This is a genomic window from Kitasatospora sp. NPDC087861 (assembly GCF_044742585.1).
In the GTDB taxonomy this organism is placed as follows: domain Bacteria; phylum Actinomycetota; class Actinomycetes; order Streptomycetales; family Streptomycetaceae; genus Kitasatospora.
In genome coordinates, this window is sequence record NZ_JBIUUS010000046.1 from 18,410 (window position 1) to 34,106 (window position 15,697).

Sequence of the window (15,697 nt, forward strand, 5' to 3'; positions counted from 1 at the left end):
CCACCGACCGATCCCTACCGACCACCCTTCCGACGGGAGCCACCGGCCCATGGCAACACTGGCGAAGCCGAACCTGCCCAGGTTCGACGTGGAGATCTTCCAGAACGAGTTCCTTGCCGACGGCGCCCGCGAGGTCAACGCCATCGTCACCGTCACCGCGACCGGCGGCGGCACCTCCGGCGGGCGCCCGCTCGGCATCACCGACGCGGGCCCGCAGGGCGCCGACGCCGCCGCGGCCGTGGTGATCCTGGTGGACTGCTCGGGCTCGATGGACTACCCCAAGACCAAGATCAACGGCGCCCGCGAGGCCACCGCCGCCGCCATCGACGCGCTGCGCGACGGCACCGCCTTCGCCGTGGTCGCCGGCACCCACGAGGCCCGCGAGATCTACCCCGGCGACGGCACCCTCGCGACCGCCTCCGCCACCACCCGCGGCCACGCCAAGGAGGCCCTGCGCCGCCTCACCGCCGCCGGCGGCACCGCGATGGGCACCTGGCTGGCCAAGGCCGACAAGCTCTTCCTGACCCGCCGCGACATCGCCATCCGACACGCCGTCCTGCTCACCGACGGCAACAACGAGCACGAGTCGGCGGCCGACCTGGAGCGCGCCATCGAGCGGGTCACCGGCCACTTCACCGCCGACTGCCGCGGCGTCGGCACCGACTGGAAGATCGACGAGCTGCGCAAGATCTCCTCGGCGCTGCTCGGCACCGTCGACATCGTCGCCGAACCCTCCGGCCTGGCCGAGGACTTCCGCTCGATGATGGCCGGCGCCATGGGCAAGCAGGTCGCCGACGTCGCACTGCGGATCTGGACCCCGGCCAACGCCGCGGTCAAGTTCGTCAAGCAGGTCGCCCCCGCGGTCGAGGACCTGACCGACCGGCGCGCCGAGGCCGGCCCCCGGGCCGGCGACTACCCCACCGGCTCCTGGGGCGACGAGAGCCGGGACTACCACGTCTGCGTCGAGGTCCCGGCCGCCTCGATCGGCAACGAGATGCTCGCCGCCCGGATCAGCCTGGTGCTACCCCCGCAGGTCGGCGGCGGCACCCCCGAGGTGCTGTCCCAGGGTCTGGTCAAGGCGGTCTGGACGGACGACCTGGCCTCCTCCACCCGGATCAGCCCGCAGGTCGCCCACTACACCGGGCAGGCCGAGCTGGCCTCCTCCATCCAGGAGGGTCTGGAGGCCCACCGGGCCGGGGACGTCGACGCCGCCACCGCCAAGCTGGGCGCCGCCGTCCGGATCGCGCACGCGACCGGGAACGAGGGCACGTACAAACTGCTGCAGAAGGTGGTGGACGTGGTCGACCCCAAGGAGGGTACGGTTCGGTTCCGTAAGAACGTGAGCGAGGCCGACTCGATGACCCTTGAGACCCGGTCGACCAAGACGGTACGTGTGAAGAAGTGACCGCTGAAGACGTGACCGGGCCGACGGCCCGGTGCGACGCCGCCCCAAGCCGGCTCGAAGTGAGGGGGAACTGATGCCGATCTGCCCGAGGGGCCATGAGTCGCAGGCCGAGGACTGGTGCGACTTCTGCGGCTTCCCGATGACTCCGCCGGCCCCGACGCCGCCCGGGGCCCACCCTGGAGCCCATCCCGGGGCCCATCCCGGAGCCCACGGAGCCCATCCGGGGGCGCACGGGGGCCACCCCGCGCCCGGGGCACCCGCCGGGCACGCGGAGCACGGTGGTGCACCCTACGGCGCACCGCTGCCGCCTCCGCCGATGCCGCCGGGGGCCTTCCCGCCACCGGGAGCCGTCCCGCCGCCCGGCGCGATGCCGCCGCCCCCGGCCCAGGGCTTCCCGGACCTCACCGAGGGCCTGGCGGTCTGCCCGATCTGCCGCAGCCCGCAGACCGGGCGGTTCTGCGAGGAGTGCGGGTACGACTACGAGCTCTCCACGCCCTCGCGCCGCCAGCCGCCGCCCGTCGGCGTCCCGGCGCCCGGCGGCCACACCCAGCCGCCGCCGTTGAACATCCCGGCGGCGTACGGCGGCGCCCCGCAGCCGGCCGCCCAGCCCCCGTACGCCCAGCCGCCGCACGCCCAACCGCCCGTCCCGCAGCAGGCGCAGCACCAGCAGCCGCAGCATGCCCAGGCACAGGCACAGGCACAGCACCAGGCGCACCAGCAGCAGGCCCCCGCGCCCGCGCACACCTACGGCTACCCTCCGCCGGAGGGCGCGTTCCCCGAGGCCCCCGTCCGGGAGGACTCCGGCCCGGTGTACGCCGAGCCGCCCGGCCCGAACAACCGCGGCGGCGACTTCGGCACCTCGTTCCACCTCGCCCCGCCGCAGCCCCAGCCGGGGGCCGCCCCCGCGGAGCCGCTCCGGGCCAACTGGATCGCGGTGGTCTCGGCCGACCGCGACTACTTCACCGAGATGATGGCCCGCAGCGGCCCCGAGGCGGCCGGCCTGTTCTTCCCGCCGTACTGCCCCGAGCGGCGGGTCCCGCTGACCGGTCGCGGCCAGCTGCGGATCGGGCGGCGCAGCCAGCACCGCGGCACCGTGCCGGAGATCGACCTGTCGGTGCCGCCGGAGGATCCGGGCGCCTCGCACCAGCACGCGCTGCTCGCCGAACAGGCCGACGGCAGCTGGGTGCTGGTGGACCAGGACTCGACCAACGGCACCACCGTCAACGGCGGCGCGGAGCCGATCGCCCCGCACACCGCCGTACCGCTGAACGACGGCGACCGGATCCACATCGGGGCCTGGACGACGATCACCATGCACCGCGCCTGAAGGATCGTCAGCACGAACTCCGGCCGGGCCGGGCGGAATTCAACTTTCCGCCCGGCCCATTTTGTTCCCGAATCCTCAAAGTATCCGCAAATTCGCCATCTCCGATGTGCACAAGGGACTCCGGAAGCCCTAGGCTCAGGGCACATGACTGCAGCTATATCCGCCGACGGCATCCGTCAGCGGTACGGGGATGTGCAGGCTGTCGACGGGGTGTCACTCACCGTCGAAGCCGGCGAGTTTTACGGGATCCTGGGCCCCAACGGCGCCGGGAAGACCACCACGATGGAGATCCTGGAAGGCGTCCGCAAGCCGGACGAAGGCCGGGTCGAGCTGCTGGGGATGGCTCCCTGGCCGCGCAATCCGAAACTGCTGCCGCGCATCGGCGTGCAGTTCCAGGCCTCCGCGTTCTTCCGGAAACTGACGGCCCGGGAGACCATCCGCACGTTCGCGTCCTTCTACGGGGTCGGCCCCAAGCGCGCCGACGCGATGCTGGAGCGGGTCGGCCTGACCGACAAGGCCGAGGTGATGACCGACCAGATGTCGGGCGGCCAGGCGCAGCGCCTGTCGATCGCCTGCGCGCTGGCCCACGACCCGGAGATCGTCTTCCTGGACGAGCCCACCACCGGCCTCGACCCGCAGGCCAGGCGCAACCTCTGGGACCTCCTGCGGGACATCAACAACGAGGGCCGCACGGTCGTCCTGACCACCCACTACCTGGACGAGGCCGAGGTGCTCTGCGACCGGGTCTCGATCATGGACCACGGGAAGATCCTGCACACCGGTGCCCCGGCGACGTTGATCCGCGAGATCGACGACACCGTCCGGATCAGCGTCGCGTCCGGCCAGCTGACCGTCGAGCGCGCCCGCGACCTGCTCACCGCGGCCGGCGCCGACATCGCCACCCTGGAGGACGACAGCGTCTCGCTCTCCGTCTCCACCCGCCTCCCGGCCCCGGTCCTGAGCGTCCTGGCCGAGCAGAACGCGCTGCGCGGCCTCGAAGTGCGCGGCGCCACCCTGGAGGACGTCTTCCTCCAGCTGACCGGACGGGAGTACCGCGCATGACCGCCAGCACCTCCACCGAACCGAAGGTCCCCGCCCAGCGCGGCGGATCGGGCGGCGGCGCGAGCGCCGAGCGGGAGCGGGTCAGCGCGTTCTGGAGCCTGTCCCGCGCGATGCTGCTCGGCATGAAGCGCGACCGCACCGCGACCTTCTTCATCCTGCTCTTCCCGCTGGTGTTCCTGGTGTTCTTCGGCAGCCTGGGCAAGGGGTCCAGCAGCCCGCACGCCAAGGTGGCGCAGGTCGGCGCGGTGAAGCTGTTCGACTCGATGCAGGGCGGCGACCGGGCCGGGCTGGACCAGGTCCTCACCATCACCCGCACCGACGACGAGGCCGCCACGCTGGAGAAGGTCCGCAAGGGCGACTACGACGCGATGATCAAGCAGGGCCCGGACGGCGAGGTCGAGCTGCGGTTCAGCGCCGCCGACACGGTCCGCGCCGGCGCCGTCCAGGGCGTCCTCGGCTCGGTGGTCCAGAGCGCCAACCAGAAGGCCACCGGCCAACCGCCGGCCTACGTGCTGGACGCCCAGCAGGTCGAGGACAAGTCGCTCAAGTCGATCCAGTTCCTCACCCCCGGCCTGCTCGGCTGGGCCGTCGCCACCGGCGCGGTGTTCGGCGCCGCACTGACCCTGGTCGGGTGGCGCAAGTCCAAGGTGCTGCGCCGGCTGCGGCTGGCCCCGGTGAGCGCGGGCACGGTCGTCAGCTCCAGGATCCTGGTCTCGCTGCTGACCGCCCTGCTCCAGACCACCGTCTTCCTGGTGGTCGCCACGAACTTCTTCGGACTCAAGCTCACCGGCAACTGGTGGCTGGTCATCCCGCTGGTGGCCTGCGCGACGCTCGCCTTCATGTCGATCGGCCTGCTGGCCGGTTCGGTCGCCAAGACCGAGGAGGCGGCCAACGGCATCTCGCAGATCATCGTGCTGCCGATGTCCTTCCTGTCCGGCGCGTTCTTCCCGATGGACGGCGCACCGGGCTGGCTGAAGACCGTCTCCGAGGTCATGCCGCTGCGGTACCTGGTGCAGGCCTCCCAGTCGGTGCTGACCCGCGGCGGCGGTGTCATGGACGCCCTGCCCACCATGGGCGGACTGCTGCTCTTCGCGGCCGTCCTGACCGGCATCGCCTGGAAGCTGTTCAAGTGGGAGGACGCGTAACCGCCTCCCCGGTCGCCTGAGCCCTGCGGGGTCGTACGCCTCTGATCCCGGTGTACGGCCCCGTCGGCGTCTGCGACCATGGTCGGGTGACAGAGATCCGGCGAGGCACGTTCAGCGAGGAGACCTTCTTCGACCAGGTCGGCGGGGAGCCGACGTTCCGGCGACTGGTCCACCGGTTCTACCAGGGCGTCGCCGAGGACGAGTTGCTCCGGCCGATGTACCCCGAGGAGGATCTCGGCCCGGCCGAGGAGCGGCTGGCCCTGTTCCTGATGCAGTACTGGGGCGGCCCGCGGACCTACGGCGAGCAGCGCGGCCACCCCCGGCTGCGGATGCGGCACGTGCCGTTCAAGGTCGACCGCGCCGCGCACGACGCCTGGCTGAAGCACATGCGGGCGGCGGTGGACGAGCTGGCCCTGCCGGCCGGGGCCGAGCAGCAGCTCTGGGACTACCTCACCTACGCCGCCGCATCGATGATCAACACCCCGGGCTGACCAGGGCCGGTCCGGCCACCCGGGCGGGTCCTACCGGAGCGGGCTGAGCCCCAGGCCCGCGCCGGGCGCGGCCACGGTCCGGACCGCCACCGAGCCGGCCGGGGCGCTCAGCCGCAGCCAGCCGCCCACCCGGTGCACGGTGAGCGGGGCACCGGGCTTCAGGAAGCCGATCACGTACGCCGCGTGCACCGCCCGCAGCGGCAGCTCCGGCAGCGCGGCGACCGGGCGGGACCAGATCTCGTCGGCCAGCGCGTCCAGCACCGCGCGGCTGCGGTGGTGCTCCGGGACGGCCTCGCTGCGCGCGCGGAACTCCCGTACACCGGCCATCAGTTCGGGGTACACCTCGGCCGCCGGCGGCGCCCCGACCGGCCGCCAGCCGGTGCGCGGCGGCAGCAGCCCGGCCCAGGCAGGGCCGGTCACCGGGGCGGGCAGCGCGAGGGTGCCCGCCTCGCCGTCCACCCCGTCCAGCAGTTGGCCCGCCGAGACCGTCAGATCGACCGGCTCGCCCAGCCCGGTCAGCCGGGCGGTGCGGATCGCCAGCGCGCCCGAACCGCCCAGCGGCAGCCGCCCGAAGACCGCCAGCACGCCGTCGTCCTCGGCCGGGGCCACCGCCTGCAACCGGACGGCCGCCGCCCGGTCGAAGCGCAGCAGGCGCAGCAGGAAGGCGGAGAGGTCGGCGGCCTCCCCGGCGTCGGTGAGGGCGAGACGGGCGGTGATGGTCAACGCGGGTCAGCTCGAATCGTCGGAGGTGGGCGCTCAGGCGGCGACTACGGCGGGCTCCTCGTCCATGAACCGGGACAGGAACTCCCGCTCCACGGGCGAGATCCGGCGCGGCCGGCCCTCGGCCAGGTCGTAGGGGACGACCACGGTGGACGCCCGGACGTACACCGTCTCGGTGCCGTCCTCGGCGACGTCCTTGATCTCGTAGGACACGGTCAGCGAGGCGCCGCCGATGCGGGTCACCCGGGTCTCGATGGTGACCGGCTCCGGCCGGTGCACCAGCGGAAGCTTGTAGTCGATCTCGTGGCGGGCCACCACCGAGCCGCCCGCGAACTCCCCGGCGCCGGCCTCGGCGGCCTGGGTGAACATGAAGTCGATCCGGGCCTCCTCCAGGTAGCGCAGGAAGACCACGTTGTTGACGTGTCCGAAGGCGTCCATGTCGGACCAGCGCAGCGGGCAGGCGTAGATGTGGCGGGCCACAGGTGTTCTCCTCGACATCCGATCGCCCGCCGCCGTGCGGTGGCGGCGGGCCCGCGGCCCCGGCAGGCCGCCCCGGAGGGCAAGTCTGCCGGGCCGCCGTGACGGCTGGGTGTCAGCCGCGGGTCAGCTTCTTGTACGTGGCCCGGTGCGGGCGGGCGGCGTCGGCGCCGAGCCGCTCGATCTTGTTCTTCTCGTACGACTCGAAGTTGCCCTCGAACCAGAACCACTTGCTCTCGCCCTCGTAGGCGAGGATGTGGGTGGCCACCCGGTCCAGGAACCAGCGGTCGTGGGAGATGACCACGGCGCAGCCGGGGAACTCCAGCAGGGCGTTCTCCAGCGAGGAGAGCGTCTCGACGTCGAGGTCGTTGGTGGGCTCGTCGAGGAGCAGCAGGTTGCCGCCCTGCTTGAGGGTGAGCGCCAGGTTCAGGCGGTTGCGCTCACCACCGGACAGCACGCCGGCCGGCTTCTGCTGGTCCGGGCCCTTGAAGCCGAAGGCCGACACGTAGGCGCGGGACGGCATCTCGACCTGGCCGACGTTGATCCAGTCCAGACCGTCGGAGACGACCTCCCAGAGGGTCTTCTTCGGGTCGATGTTGGAGCGGGTCTGGTCGACGTAGCTGATCTTGACGGTATCGCCGACCTTGACCTTGCCGGAGTCCGGAGTCTCCAGGTCCTGGAGCATCTTGAACAGCGTGGTCTTGCCGGCGCCGTTGGGGCCGATGATGCCGACGATGCCGTTGCGCGGCAGGGTGAAGCTGAGGTCGTCGATCAGGATCTTCTCGCCGAAGGCCTTGGAGAGGTTCTCCACCTCGATGACGACGCTGCCCAGACGCGGGCCCGGCGGGATCTGGATCTCCTCGAAGTCCAGCTTCCGCATCTTGTCGGCCTCGGCCGCCATCTCCTCGTAGCGGGCGAGACGGGCCTTGGACTTCGCCTGGCGGCCCTTGGCGTTGGAGCGGACCCAGTCCAGCTCCTCCTTGAGCCGCTTGGCGCGCTTGGCGTCCTTCTGGCCCTCGACCTTGAGCCGGGACTGCTTGCTCTCCAGGTAGGTGGAGTAGTTGCCCTCGTAGCCGATCGCGCGGCCGCGGTCGAGCTCCAGGATCCAGCCGGCCACGTTGTCCAGGAAGTACCGGTCGTGGGTGACGGCGACGACGGTGCCGGCGTACTTGGCCAGGTGCTGCTCCAGCCAGTTCACCGACTCGGCGTCCAGGTGGTTGGTGGGCTCGTCGAGCAGCAGCAGGTCGGGGGCCTCCAGCAGCAGCTTGCAGAGCGCGACGCGGCGCTTCTCGCCACCGGAGAGCTTGGTGACGGCCCAGTCGCCGGGCGGGCAGCCCAGCGCGTCCATGGCCTGCTCCAGCTGGGCCTCCAGGTCCCACGCGTTGGCGTGGTCCAGGTCCTCCTGGAGCTTGCCCATCTCGTCGAGCAGCGCGTCCGAGTAGTCGGTCGCCATCAGTTCGGCGATCTCGTTGAAGCGGTTGAGCTTCCCCTTGATCTCCTTGACGCCGTCCTCGACGTTCTCCAGGACGGTCTTGGACTCGTCGAGCGGCGGCTCCTGGAGCAGCATGCCGACGGTGAAACCGGGCGAGAGGAAGGCGTCGCCGTTGGAGGGGTGCTCCAAGCCGGCCATCATCTTCAGCACGGTGGACTTGCCCGCGCCGTTGGGGCCCACGACGCCGATCTTCGCCCCGGGGAGGAAGCTGAGCGTCACGTCGTCAAGGATGACCTTGTCTCCGTGCGCCTTGCGCACCTTGCGCATCGTGTAGATGTATTCCGCCACGTGAGATCGCTCCGGCGTCGTCGGGAGTATTCGGCTTGCAGCCTTCCATTGTGCCGCACCCGGCCGGGAGCCCCGAACGCCCGGGGTGCCCCACAGGGGTATCCGCAGCTCGCCGCCGAAAGGCGCGGGCCCGGCCCCCCGCAACGGGTGCGGGGAGCCGGGCCGGGTGTCGCCTCAGGGCCTCAGGAGGTCAGCGCCTCCGGGCCGACGGGGCGGTTCAGGCGGTGGTGCGACCGTGGCGGCCACGGCGGCGCAGGACGAAGACCGCGGCGCCACCGGCCAGGACCAGGGCACCGGCGACGCCGGCGAGGATCGGGGTCGAGTCGCTGGCACCGGTCTGGGCCAGGCCACCGGTGCCCGGGGCCGAGCTGCTGGCGGCCGGGGTCGGGTGCGCCGCGGCGGCGGTGCTGGCACCGGCCGACGGGGTGCCCGCCGACGGGGTGCCGGCCGGGGCGGCCGGGCTCGGGGTGCCGCTCGCGGCCGGGGTCGACGGGCCGGAGGACGGGGTCACGGCGCTGACCGGCTTGCAGTCGAGGACGCCCTTGAACTCCTTGGTGTAGCCGTTCGGGCCGGTGACGGTGATGTCGTAGGCGGCCTTCTCGGCGACCGGGACGACCAGGCTCTCGGTCTTGCCCGGCTGGACGGTCAGCTGCTTGCCCGGCTTGACCGTGACGGTGGCGGCCTCGTCACCGCCGTTGGTGACGGCGACGCGCACGCCGTTGCTCTCGCACTCGACCTGGGCGGTGCTGTCGACCAGCGCGCCCTTGCCCTGCTTCCAGGTGGCCTTGGCGGCGGCGGCGACGCTGAGCTTGCTGGAGCCGGCCAGGATCATGGTCTGGCTGTGGTCCTCGGCGGTGTAGCCCTTGCTGAGGAAGACGCGGCCGCTGGGCACGACGGTGTCGGCGGTGGCGTTGAGGGCGGCCGCGCCGTCCGGGGTGCCGGCCGGCACGTCGAGGAAGAGCTGGGTGTTGGCGATCGGGCCGGCGACGGTGGCACCGACCGGCTTGCCGTCCTTGTCCAGCAGCTTGACCTTGTCGGCGGCGTCGCCGGAGACGGCGAGCTTCACCTCGCTGGCGCTGGAGCTGAGGGTGAACGGGCCGATCTTGCCGCCGGACTTGCCGGAGACGGAGTCCGGGTTGAGGGCCAGCGAGGGCTTGGGCTCGGCGGCGATGCCCTTGTTGGCGTCGCTGAGCAGGTAGTCGCGCAGCTTCTTGGCCTTGGCGTTGCGCGGGGTCGCGTTCTTGCCGTCCGAGTACTTCCAGATCGCGGCCTGGGTACCGGCGGCGGCGTCCTCGGCGGTCAGGCCGTCGACGCCGACGGTCTTGCCGAGCGTCGTCAGGTCCTTGACCTGCGGGTAGGAGTTCTCCAGGATCCAGCGGATCTTGGCGGCGTCCTGCGCCTTCTCCTTGCGACCGAGGGAGCTCGACTTCCAGTCGGACTCCTGGTACTCGATCTTCTTGCTGATGTTGACCGGGAAGCCGAAGTCGATGCAGTAGGTCTGCAGCTCGCCGTCGGCGGTCTTGAGGGTGAACAGACCGCCGTCGACCGTGCCCTCGCCCTCGACATCGATCTTCTCGCTGATCATCGTCGGCTGGACGACCGCGGTGACGCCCGAACCCGGGGTGCCGGCCGCAGCCGCCGCACCGGCCGCGAACAGGCCCCCGCCCAGCGCCAGGCTGGTCGTGAGCATGACAGTGGTTATGCGGGGGAGATTCCGCACCTGCCTCTGGAACATCTGGGATCCCTCCGGGCCGGGCCGCGCCGATGGGCAGCCCGCCGACTTGCCGTGCCGCGGGCGCTCCCTGTGGCGCCGCTGCGGGGTATGAACCAGACGAATCCTATTGAGCCCCGCAGGTCCCGAAACCCCCATGCGAAATCAGGACGATTCCGTATCTGGATCGTTATCAACCCCCTCAGTTCCCACACAAGCTGACGATCAGCCAGAATCTCCTCGCCACTTTTCGTTATCCGGACGAGATTGCGCGTGCGGGCGCAACAACGGTCTCGATCAACATATTTGTCGACAGTTAAGGTCATCAACCAGTCAGATCAGCGCAGCCTGCTCGTCACCTTCCGGCTCCCCCTCGGCCACCCGGCTCCGCTCCCCCGCGGCCGCGGCCGCCTGCGCCGAGGCCACCGCCGAGGCCTTCCGCGCCTCCAGCGCGTCCGCGATCCACCCCGGCACCAGCTCCCCTCCGGCCTGCGCCCCGGCCGGCCCCGCCGTGCCCGGCGGCTGCCCGCGCACCCCCGCCGCCCAACGGAACGCCGAGGTACCGCGAGTGAGGTCGTGTCCGACCGATCGGGCGTCGATCTCGACCTTGGTGCGCTTCACCTCTCCGTCGACCCACTCCCGCACCCGCAGCCGACCGCTCACCAGCACCGGATCACCCTTGGCGAGCGAGCCGATCAGGTTCACCGCCAGCGCCCGCCAGGCCGTCACCGTCAGCCACTGCGTCTCGCCGTCCACCCAGCACTCGCGCTGCCGGTCGTACCGGCGCTCGGTGCAGCCGAGCCGGAAGTTGGCCATCGGCACCCCTCCCCCCGTTTCGCCGTAGCTCACCTCCGTCGCGACATTGCCGACGACCGTCACATGCGTCTCGCTCACAGCGCACTCTCCGTTCTCGCCGATGCACCGTACGGAATCGACCGGTGCGCGTTGAGAGTGCGCTTCACGGGAAATCCCCGCCAGGGAGTTCCGAAATCCTGTGGATAACTCGACGCTGTGGAAAACAGGGGTCACTCGCAGGGGTGAATTTCGGCCTTTCAGCCGCCCTTCACGCCCATCTCATCGCGGCCATGACAACAAACGGGCTGCTCGCCGACCCCCACCGGCACGCCCCGGAACGCCCGGAGCCGACCGTCCGCGCACGTCATCCGACCGAAGGAACCCGAATACGGCCCCCCTCCCGCACCGATGGCGGCACATTCTCCGTGCCGAATCCATAACGGGTGGGGCGGCAGCCCCGTAACGACTGCACAACGTCCGGCGCGGAACACTGCCAGACCGCTGCACTCACGGCGTTCACCTGCGATTATCGGACCGCTCCACCGAACCGACACACCAACGGCGGTGTCGTCGAACCCGGCCGAGGAACTGGGCACCCTTATCCTGTCCCCGACAGGGCGAGGGCCCACCAACCCCCACCCCCACCCTCAGGTACGGGGCCGGACACGCGCGCCCTCGGCGCTCGTCGCCCGAACCCGGCCACGGTCACGCCCACCCGGGCGCAGCCCGTCCCGCCCCCATAGCTCAGCGGATAGAGCACCCGCCTTCTAAGCGGTAGGTCGCAGGTTCGAATCCTGCTGGGGGCACCACCCTGCCATTCCCGCAGGCCGCCAGGCCGCCAGGCCTGCGGTCGCATTGCCCGGCCGCCGCAGACCGCCCGGAAATCCCGTACACCGGCCGCCTGATTCCGTGTACCCACCGCGCATAACCCGTGACGATGCGTGTCATGGACGCAGCCGAAATCCCGGGCGAATCACGCCCCCGGGACAATTGCCCCCAGACGGCCCGCCGACGACCCGAACGGCGGCACGGGCCGATGACCCGACCCGCGGCCCACCCGGCAACCCGGCCGGCGGCTCAGTCGGCGGCCGCGAGCCCGGCCAGATAGCCGTCCAGCAGAGCGGCCTGGCGCTCGGACGGGAACTCCGCCGGGGCGAACAGCGCCTGCACCACCAGGCCGAGCACGAAGGCCTGCGCGCCGGCCGCGAGCGCGGCGGCGTCAGCGCCGGCCGGGAGCTCCCCGAGCCGCTGGGCGTCCGCGACGTGCGCCGTGAGGTCCTCGCGCGAGCGGGCGTAGCGGCCCGCGTGCGCGGCCGCGAGCTCGGGATCGGCGAGGGCGACGTCCCAGGAGCCGACCCAGATCCGGTTGTCGGCCGCCGCCGCCCCGTCCAGCGGCAGGATGTCGAGCAGCGCGGCCCGCAGCCGGGCCAGCCCGGCGGGTGGCACCGGGGTGCCGTCGGCGGGGGCGGCGCGCCGGGGGCGGGAGCCGGAGCGCCGGTCGAGCTCCTCCAGCGCGTGGCTCAGCAGGGCCCGCTTGCTGGGGAAGTAGTGCGTCAGCAAACCGGTGGAGGCCCCCAGTTCGGCGGCCACCGCGCGCAGGGTCAGCCCCTCGAAGCCGCGGCTGGACAGCACCCGCCACACGCCCTCGGACACTTCCAGGCGGCGGGCGTCATGGTCTCCACGGGCGGGCGTCATGGCGGCCATCGTACATACCAAACGTTTGTTATGTATGGTTCCCAGCGAGCACCGCGCATCCCCCGAAAGGCCCGCCCATGTTTGCCGTACCGCTTGCCGAGAACGCCGAGCTGCGCCCGCTGGAGCCGTGGCAGGCGGCCGAGTTCCTGGCCCACATCGACCGCGCCCGCGCCCACACCGACCCGTGGATCCCCTGGGCCACCCGCTCCACCGACCTCGCCTCCGCCCGCGCCACCCTGCAGCGCTACGCCGACCAGCAGGCCGCCGACACCGGCCGGATCTACGGCATCTGGCTGGACGGCACGCTGGTCGGCGGCGTGATGTTCGTGGCGTTCGGCGTCGAGTCCGGCAACTGCGAGATCGGCGTGTGGACGGAGCCCGCCGGCGCGGGCCGCGGCCTGGTCACCGCCGCCGTCCGGCACCTGCTCGACTACGCCTTCGTCACCCGGGGCCTGCACCGCGCCGAGTGGTGGACCACCTCGGACAACGCCCCCAGCCGGGCCGCCGCCCAGCGGGTCGGCATGAAGCTGGACGGCGTGCTGCGCGAGTTCTTCCTGCACAACGGCGTCCGGCACGACATGGAGGTCTGGTCGCTGCTGGCCGCCGAGTGGACCTCCGAGGCCTGACCGAACGAGGCGGGGCCCGGTGGACACCCCGTCCACCGGGCCCCGCACCGTCCCTCCCCTCTCAGGGCGCCGCCCTCGGCCGCCCTCAGGCCGCGAGCACCGACGGCTCCTGCCCGGACCGCTCCGCCCCCGCCGCGGCCCCCCGCAGCCGCAGCGCGAGCAGCAGGACCAGCGCCAGCATCCCGCCCGCCGACAGGAACACCACGTCGACGGCGTCCGTGAAGCTGCGCAGCGCGTGCTCGCGGGCCGCGCCGCCGAGCGTCCGGACGGCGCCGAGCGGCCGGCCGGGCTCACCCGCCGCGAAGACCCGGGCCAGCACGGTGCCGAAGAGCGCCGCGCCGAGCGCGCTGCCGAGGCTCTGGAAGAAGCGGATCCCGCTGGTCGCGACACCGAGCTGGTGCCGGGGCGCGGCCTCCTGGACCACCGTGATCAGCTGGCCGATCAGCTGGCCCAGCCCGCAGCCCAACAGGGCGAGTTCGCCGCACACCGCCCACAGCCCGGTGGTCGGCCCGCTGAGGCCGAGCAGGGCGAGGGCCAGGGCGGCACAGCCCGCGCCGACCACCAGGAAGGTCTGCGTGGCGTGGCCGCGGGCGGTCAGCCGGCCGACCAGCAGCCCGACCGCCGTCATCCCGGCCGCCATCGGGATCAGGTAGAGGCTGGCCGAGGTCGGGGCGACGCCGCGGGCGATCTGCAGGTAGAGCATCACGTAGACGATCGAGCCGGTCATGCCCATCCCGACCAGGCCCTGGATCGCGAAGCCGAGCCGCACCTCGCGGATCCGGAACAGCGACAGCGGCAGCACCGGCTCGGCGGCGGTGGCCTGGCGCCACAGGAAGAGGCCGAGTGCGGCCAGGGTGGCGGCGCCCAGCCCGAGGATCACCGGGGAGGTCCAGGCGTGGTCCTTGCCGCCCCACTCGGTGACCAGCAGCAGCCCGGTGGCGAAGGCGGCGACCAGGGTCGCGCCGAGGAAGTCCAGACCGCGACGTCCGGCCGCCGGCGGCAGCTTGATCACCAGGGCGGTGCCGACCAGGACGAGCAGGCCGAGCGGCAGGTTGATGTAGAAGATCCAGCGCCAGCCGAGGTGGTCGGTGAACAGCGCGCCGACCAGCGGGCCGACCGCCATGCCGATGCCCGCGACGATCCCGCCCATCGCGCCGCCCTTGCCGCTGCCGCGCTCGGCCGGGTCCTTGAGATGGGCGATGACCACCATGGTGACGCTCATCAGCCCGCCGCCGCCGATGCCCTGGAGGGCCCGGAAGGCGATCAGCTGTCCCATCGACTGGGCCGCCCCGCAGAGCGCCGAGCCGAGCAGGAAGGTGCCGACCGCGCCGAGCAGCACGCGCTTGGCGCCGTACACGTCGCAGAGCTTGCCGTAGAGCGGCAGCAGCGCGGTGGCGGCCAGGGCGAAGGCGCTGACCAGCCAGGGGAGGCGGTCGACGCCGTGGACGGGGTCGAGTTCGCGGACGATCGGCACGGTGGCCGCGGACACGATGTTCATGTCGAGCACGGCCAGCACGATCGTGACCAGGCAGATCAGCTGGGCCAGGCCGCGCCGGGCCGGGGTCATCAAGGCCGGGTCGGGTGCGGTCGGTACGGCGGTCGCCATCGGAAAGTCCCCCCAGGGTCAACGGAGTTCGGCCCGGACCGGTGCGGTCCGGCGGGCAGGCCACCACCATGACAGTATTTTTGTACCTGGTCAATTCTTCGGCCGAGCCAATTGTTCTGCCCAGTCAATCTTTGGTCCTGGTACAGTCGCCCCATGGCGACGCACACCGGCTTGGACCTCGGACCCGACCGCGACCTCGACGCGCTCCCGCTGCGCGAGCGCAAGAAGATCCAGACCGCCATCCGGATCTGGCGCACGGCCGTCGGGCTGTTCGCCGAGCGGGGCTTCGACCAGGTCTCGGTCGCCGAGATCGCGGCCGCCGCCGAGGTCTCCAAGATGACCGTCTTCAACTACTTCCCCACCAAGGAAGACCTGGTCATGAGCCCGATGGAGCAGCACCTCGACGAGTCGGCCCGGGTGGTGCGCGAACGCACCCCGGGCACCTCGGCGGTGGTCGCGCTGCGCGAGCAGTACCTCGCGGCGCTCGAACGCTTCGACCCGGCCACCGGCCTGAACGACGACCGGGCCGTGGTGGACGTGGTCCGGCTGATCCACCGCACCCCGACGCTGGCGATGCGCGCCACAGCCGGTTTCGGCGCCCAGGCGAGAGCCCTGCTGACCGACGAGCTGATCGCCCAGGACCCGGCCCACGACGAGCTCACCGCCCAGCTCGCGGCGGCCCAACTGCTCATCACCCGGCTGACCCTGACGACCGACAACCAGCGCCGGATGCTGGCCGGCGAGAGGCCGGCGGACGTCCTGCCCGGCGCCCTCGACCGGGCCCGCCGCGCCTTCGCCCTGGTCGAGCGGGGCCTCGGCGACTACTGCGCCGGCACGTCCTGAGAGAGTGGGCGCAC

At 72.0% G+C, this 15,697-nt stretch carries 14 protein-coding genes and 1 tRNA gene; 8 read left to right on the forward strand and 7 right to left on the reverse strand.

Annotated features, from left to right (window positions below; translation table 11 throughout):
- Window positions 1–49 precede the first annotated feature (49 nt).
- The 5 genes from ACIOJE_RS36495 to ACIOJE_RS36515 all read left to right on the forward strand — a co-directional run bounded on the left by ACIOJE_RS36495 (window position 50) and on the right by ACIOJE_RS36515 (window position 5,430).
- Entirely contained in the window at window positions 50–1,405 is a 1,356-nt protein-coding gene (locus ACIOJE_RS36495; RefSeq protein WP_400782455.1) for a VWA domain-containing protein, read from the forward strand.
- Window positions 1,406–1,721: 316 nt separating this feature from the next.
- Window positions 1,722–2,732, forward strand: coding sequence for an FHA domain-containing protein (locus tag ACIOJE_RS36500; RefSeq protein ID WP_400782458.1), 1,011 nt, complete (start codon window positions 1,722–1,724; stop codon window positions 2,730–2,732).
- Window positions 2,733–2,876: 144 nt separating this feature from the next.
- A complete protein-coding gene (locus ACIOJE_RS36505) occupies window positions 2,877–3,794 on the forward strand; it encodes an ABC transporter ATP-binding protein (protein ID WP_280684355.1) in 918 nt (305 codons plus the stop codon).
- Window positions 3,791–4,939, forward strand: coding sequence for an ABC transporter permease (locus ACIOJE_RS36510; protein WP_280684353.1), 1,149 nt, complete (start codon window positions 3,791–3,793; stop codon window positions 4,937–4,939). The genes ACIOJE_RS36505 and ACIOJE_RS36510 overlap by 4 nt, the downstream gene beginning before the upstream one ends.
- 86 nt (window positions 4,940–5,025) lie before the next feature.
- Window positions 5,026–5,430 (forward strand): globin, encoded by a 405-nt coding sequence (locus tag ACIOJE_RS36515; protein ID WP_280684351.1) that lies wholly within the window; start codon window positions 5,026–5,028, stop codon window positions 5,428–5,430.
- A 30-nt stretch (window positions 5,431–5,460) separates the two neighbouring features.
- Here the strand turns inward: ACIOJE_RS36515 and ACIOJE_RS36520 are convergent, their stop codons facing one another.
- The 5 genes from ACIOJE_RS36520 to ACIOJE_RS36540 form a co-directional block, all read right to left on the reverse strand.
- Complete coding sequence (locus tag ACIOJE_RS36520; RefSeq protein ID WP_280684349.1) at window positions 5,461–6,153, reverse strand: hypothetical protein; 693 nt, start codon at window positions 6,151–6,153, stop codon at window positions 5,461–5,463.
- 33 nt (window positions 6,154–6,186) lie between these two features.
- A complete protein-coding gene (locus ACIOJE_RS36525) occupies window positions 6,187–6,630 on the reverse strand; it encodes a thioesterase family protein (protein WP_280684348.1) in 444 nt (147 codons plus the stop codon).
- 112 nt (window positions 6,631–6,742) lie between these two features.
- Entirely contained in the window at window positions 6,743–8,407 is a 1,665-nt protein-coding gene (gene ettA / locus ACIOJE_RS36530; protein WP_280684347.1) for an energy-dependent translational throttle protein EttA, read from the reverse strand.
- 217 nt (window positions 8,408–8,624) lie between these two features.
- Window positions 8,625–10,097 carry a Cys-Gln thioester bond-forming surface protein gene (locus ACIOJE_RS36535; protein WP_280684345.1) on the reverse strand — a complete coding sequence of 491 codons (1,473 nt, stop codon included), beginning with the start codon at window positions 10,095–10,097 and terminating at the stop codon, window positions 8,625–8,627.
- 354 nt (window positions 10,098–10,451) lie between these two features.
- Window positions 10,452–11,012: a single-stranded DNA-binding protein gene (locus ACIOJE_RS36540; protein ID WP_400782463.1), complete on the reverse strand. Its 561-nt coding sequence runs from the start codon at window positions 11,010–11,012 to the stop codon at window positions 10,452–10,454.
- A 634-nt stretch (window positions 11,013–11,646) separates the two neighbouring features.
- Here ACIOJE_RS36540 and ACIOJE_RS36545 point away from each other — a divergent pair.
- Window positions 11,647–11,722 (forward strand) — tRNA-Arg (locus ACIOJE_RS36545).
- A gap of 268 nt (window positions 11,723–11,990) precedes the next feature.
- Here ACIOJE_RS36545 and ACIOJE_RS36550 read toward each other — a convergent pair.
- Window positions 11,991–12,608 (reverse strand): TetR/AcrR family transcriptional regulator, encoded by a 618-nt coding sequence (locus tag ACIOJE_RS36550; RefSeq protein WP_280684341.1) that lies wholly within the window; start codon window positions 12,606–12,608, stop codon window positions 11,991–11,993.
- Between the two features lie 77 nt (window positions 12,609–12,685).
- Here ACIOJE_RS36550 and ACIOJE_RS36555 point away from each other — a divergent pair, with 77 nt between their 5' ends.
- The gene (locus tag ACIOJE_RS36555) at window positions 12,686–13,234 is read left to right on the forward strand and encodes a GNAT family protein (protein ID WP_280684339.1); all 549 of its coding nucleotides are present in this window, start codon (window positions 12,686–12,688) and stop codon (window positions 13,232–13,234) included.
- Window positions 13,235–13,319: 85 nt separating this feature from the next.
- On the opposite strand, the gene ACIOJE_RS36560 is transcribed toward ACIOJE_RS36555, so the two are convergent.
- Window positions 13,320–14,840 (reverse strand): MFS transporter, encoded by a 1,521-nt coding sequence (locus tag ACIOJE_RS36560; RefSeq protein ID WP_400782466.1) that lies wholly within the window; start codon window positions 14,838–14,840, stop codon window positions 13,320–13,322.
- Window positions 14,841–14,993: 153 nt separating this feature from the next.
- Between ACIOJE_RS36560 and ACIOJE_RS36565 the strand changes: the two genes are divergently transcribed.
- Window positions 14,994–15,683 carry a TetR family transcriptional regulator gene (locus ACIOJE_RS36565; protein WP_400782469.1) on the forward strand — a complete coding sequence of 230 codons (690 nt, stop codon included), beginning with the start codon at window positions 14,994–14,996 and terminating at the stop codon, window positions 15,681–15,683.
- Window positions 15,684–15,697 lie beyond the last annotated feature (14 nt).

What these genes read in the sequence shown, in the direction of transcription:
- ACIOJE_RS36495 (WP_400782455.1), top strand. Translation starts at nt 50, where the DNA reads ATGGCAACACTGGCGAAGCCGAACCTGCCCAGGTTCGACGTGGAGATC.
- ACIOJE_RS36500 (WP_400782458.1), top strand. Translation starts at nt 1,722, where the DNA reads ATGCCGCCGGGGGCCTTCCCGCCACCGGGAGCCGTCCCGCCGCCCGGC.
- ACIOJE_RS36505 (WP_280684355.1), top strand. Translation starts at nt 2,877, where the DNA reads ATGACTGCAGCTATATCCGCCGACGGCATCCGTCAGCGGTACGGGGAT.
- ACIOJE_RS36510 (WP_280684353.1), top strand. Translation starts at nt 3,791, where the DNA reads ATGACCGCCAGCACCTCCACCGAACCGAAGGTCCCCGCCCAGCGCGGC.
- ACIOJE_RS36535 (WP_280684345.1), bottom strand. Translation starts at nt 10,097, where the DNA reads ATGCTCACGACCAGCCTGGCGCTGGGCGGGGGCCTGTTCGCGGCCGGT.
- ACIOJE_RS36550 (WP_280684341.1), bottom strand. Translation starts at nt 12,608, where the DNA reads ATGACGCCCGCCCGTGGAGACCATGACGCCCGCCGCCTGGAAGTGTCC.
- ACIOJE_RS36555 (WP_280684339.1), top strand. Translation starts at nt 12,686, where the DNA reads ATGTTTGCCGTACCGCTTGCCGAGAACGCCGAGCTGCGCCCGCTGGAG.
- ACIOJE_RS36560 (WP_400782466.1), bottom strand. Translation starts at nt 14,840, where the DNA reads ATGGCGACCGCCGTACCGACCGCACCCGACCCGGCCTTGATGACCCCG.
- ACIOJE_RS36565 (WP_400782469.1), top strand. Translation starts at nt 14,994, where the DNA reads ATGGCGACGCACACCGGCTTGGACCTCGGACCCGACCGCGACCTCGAC.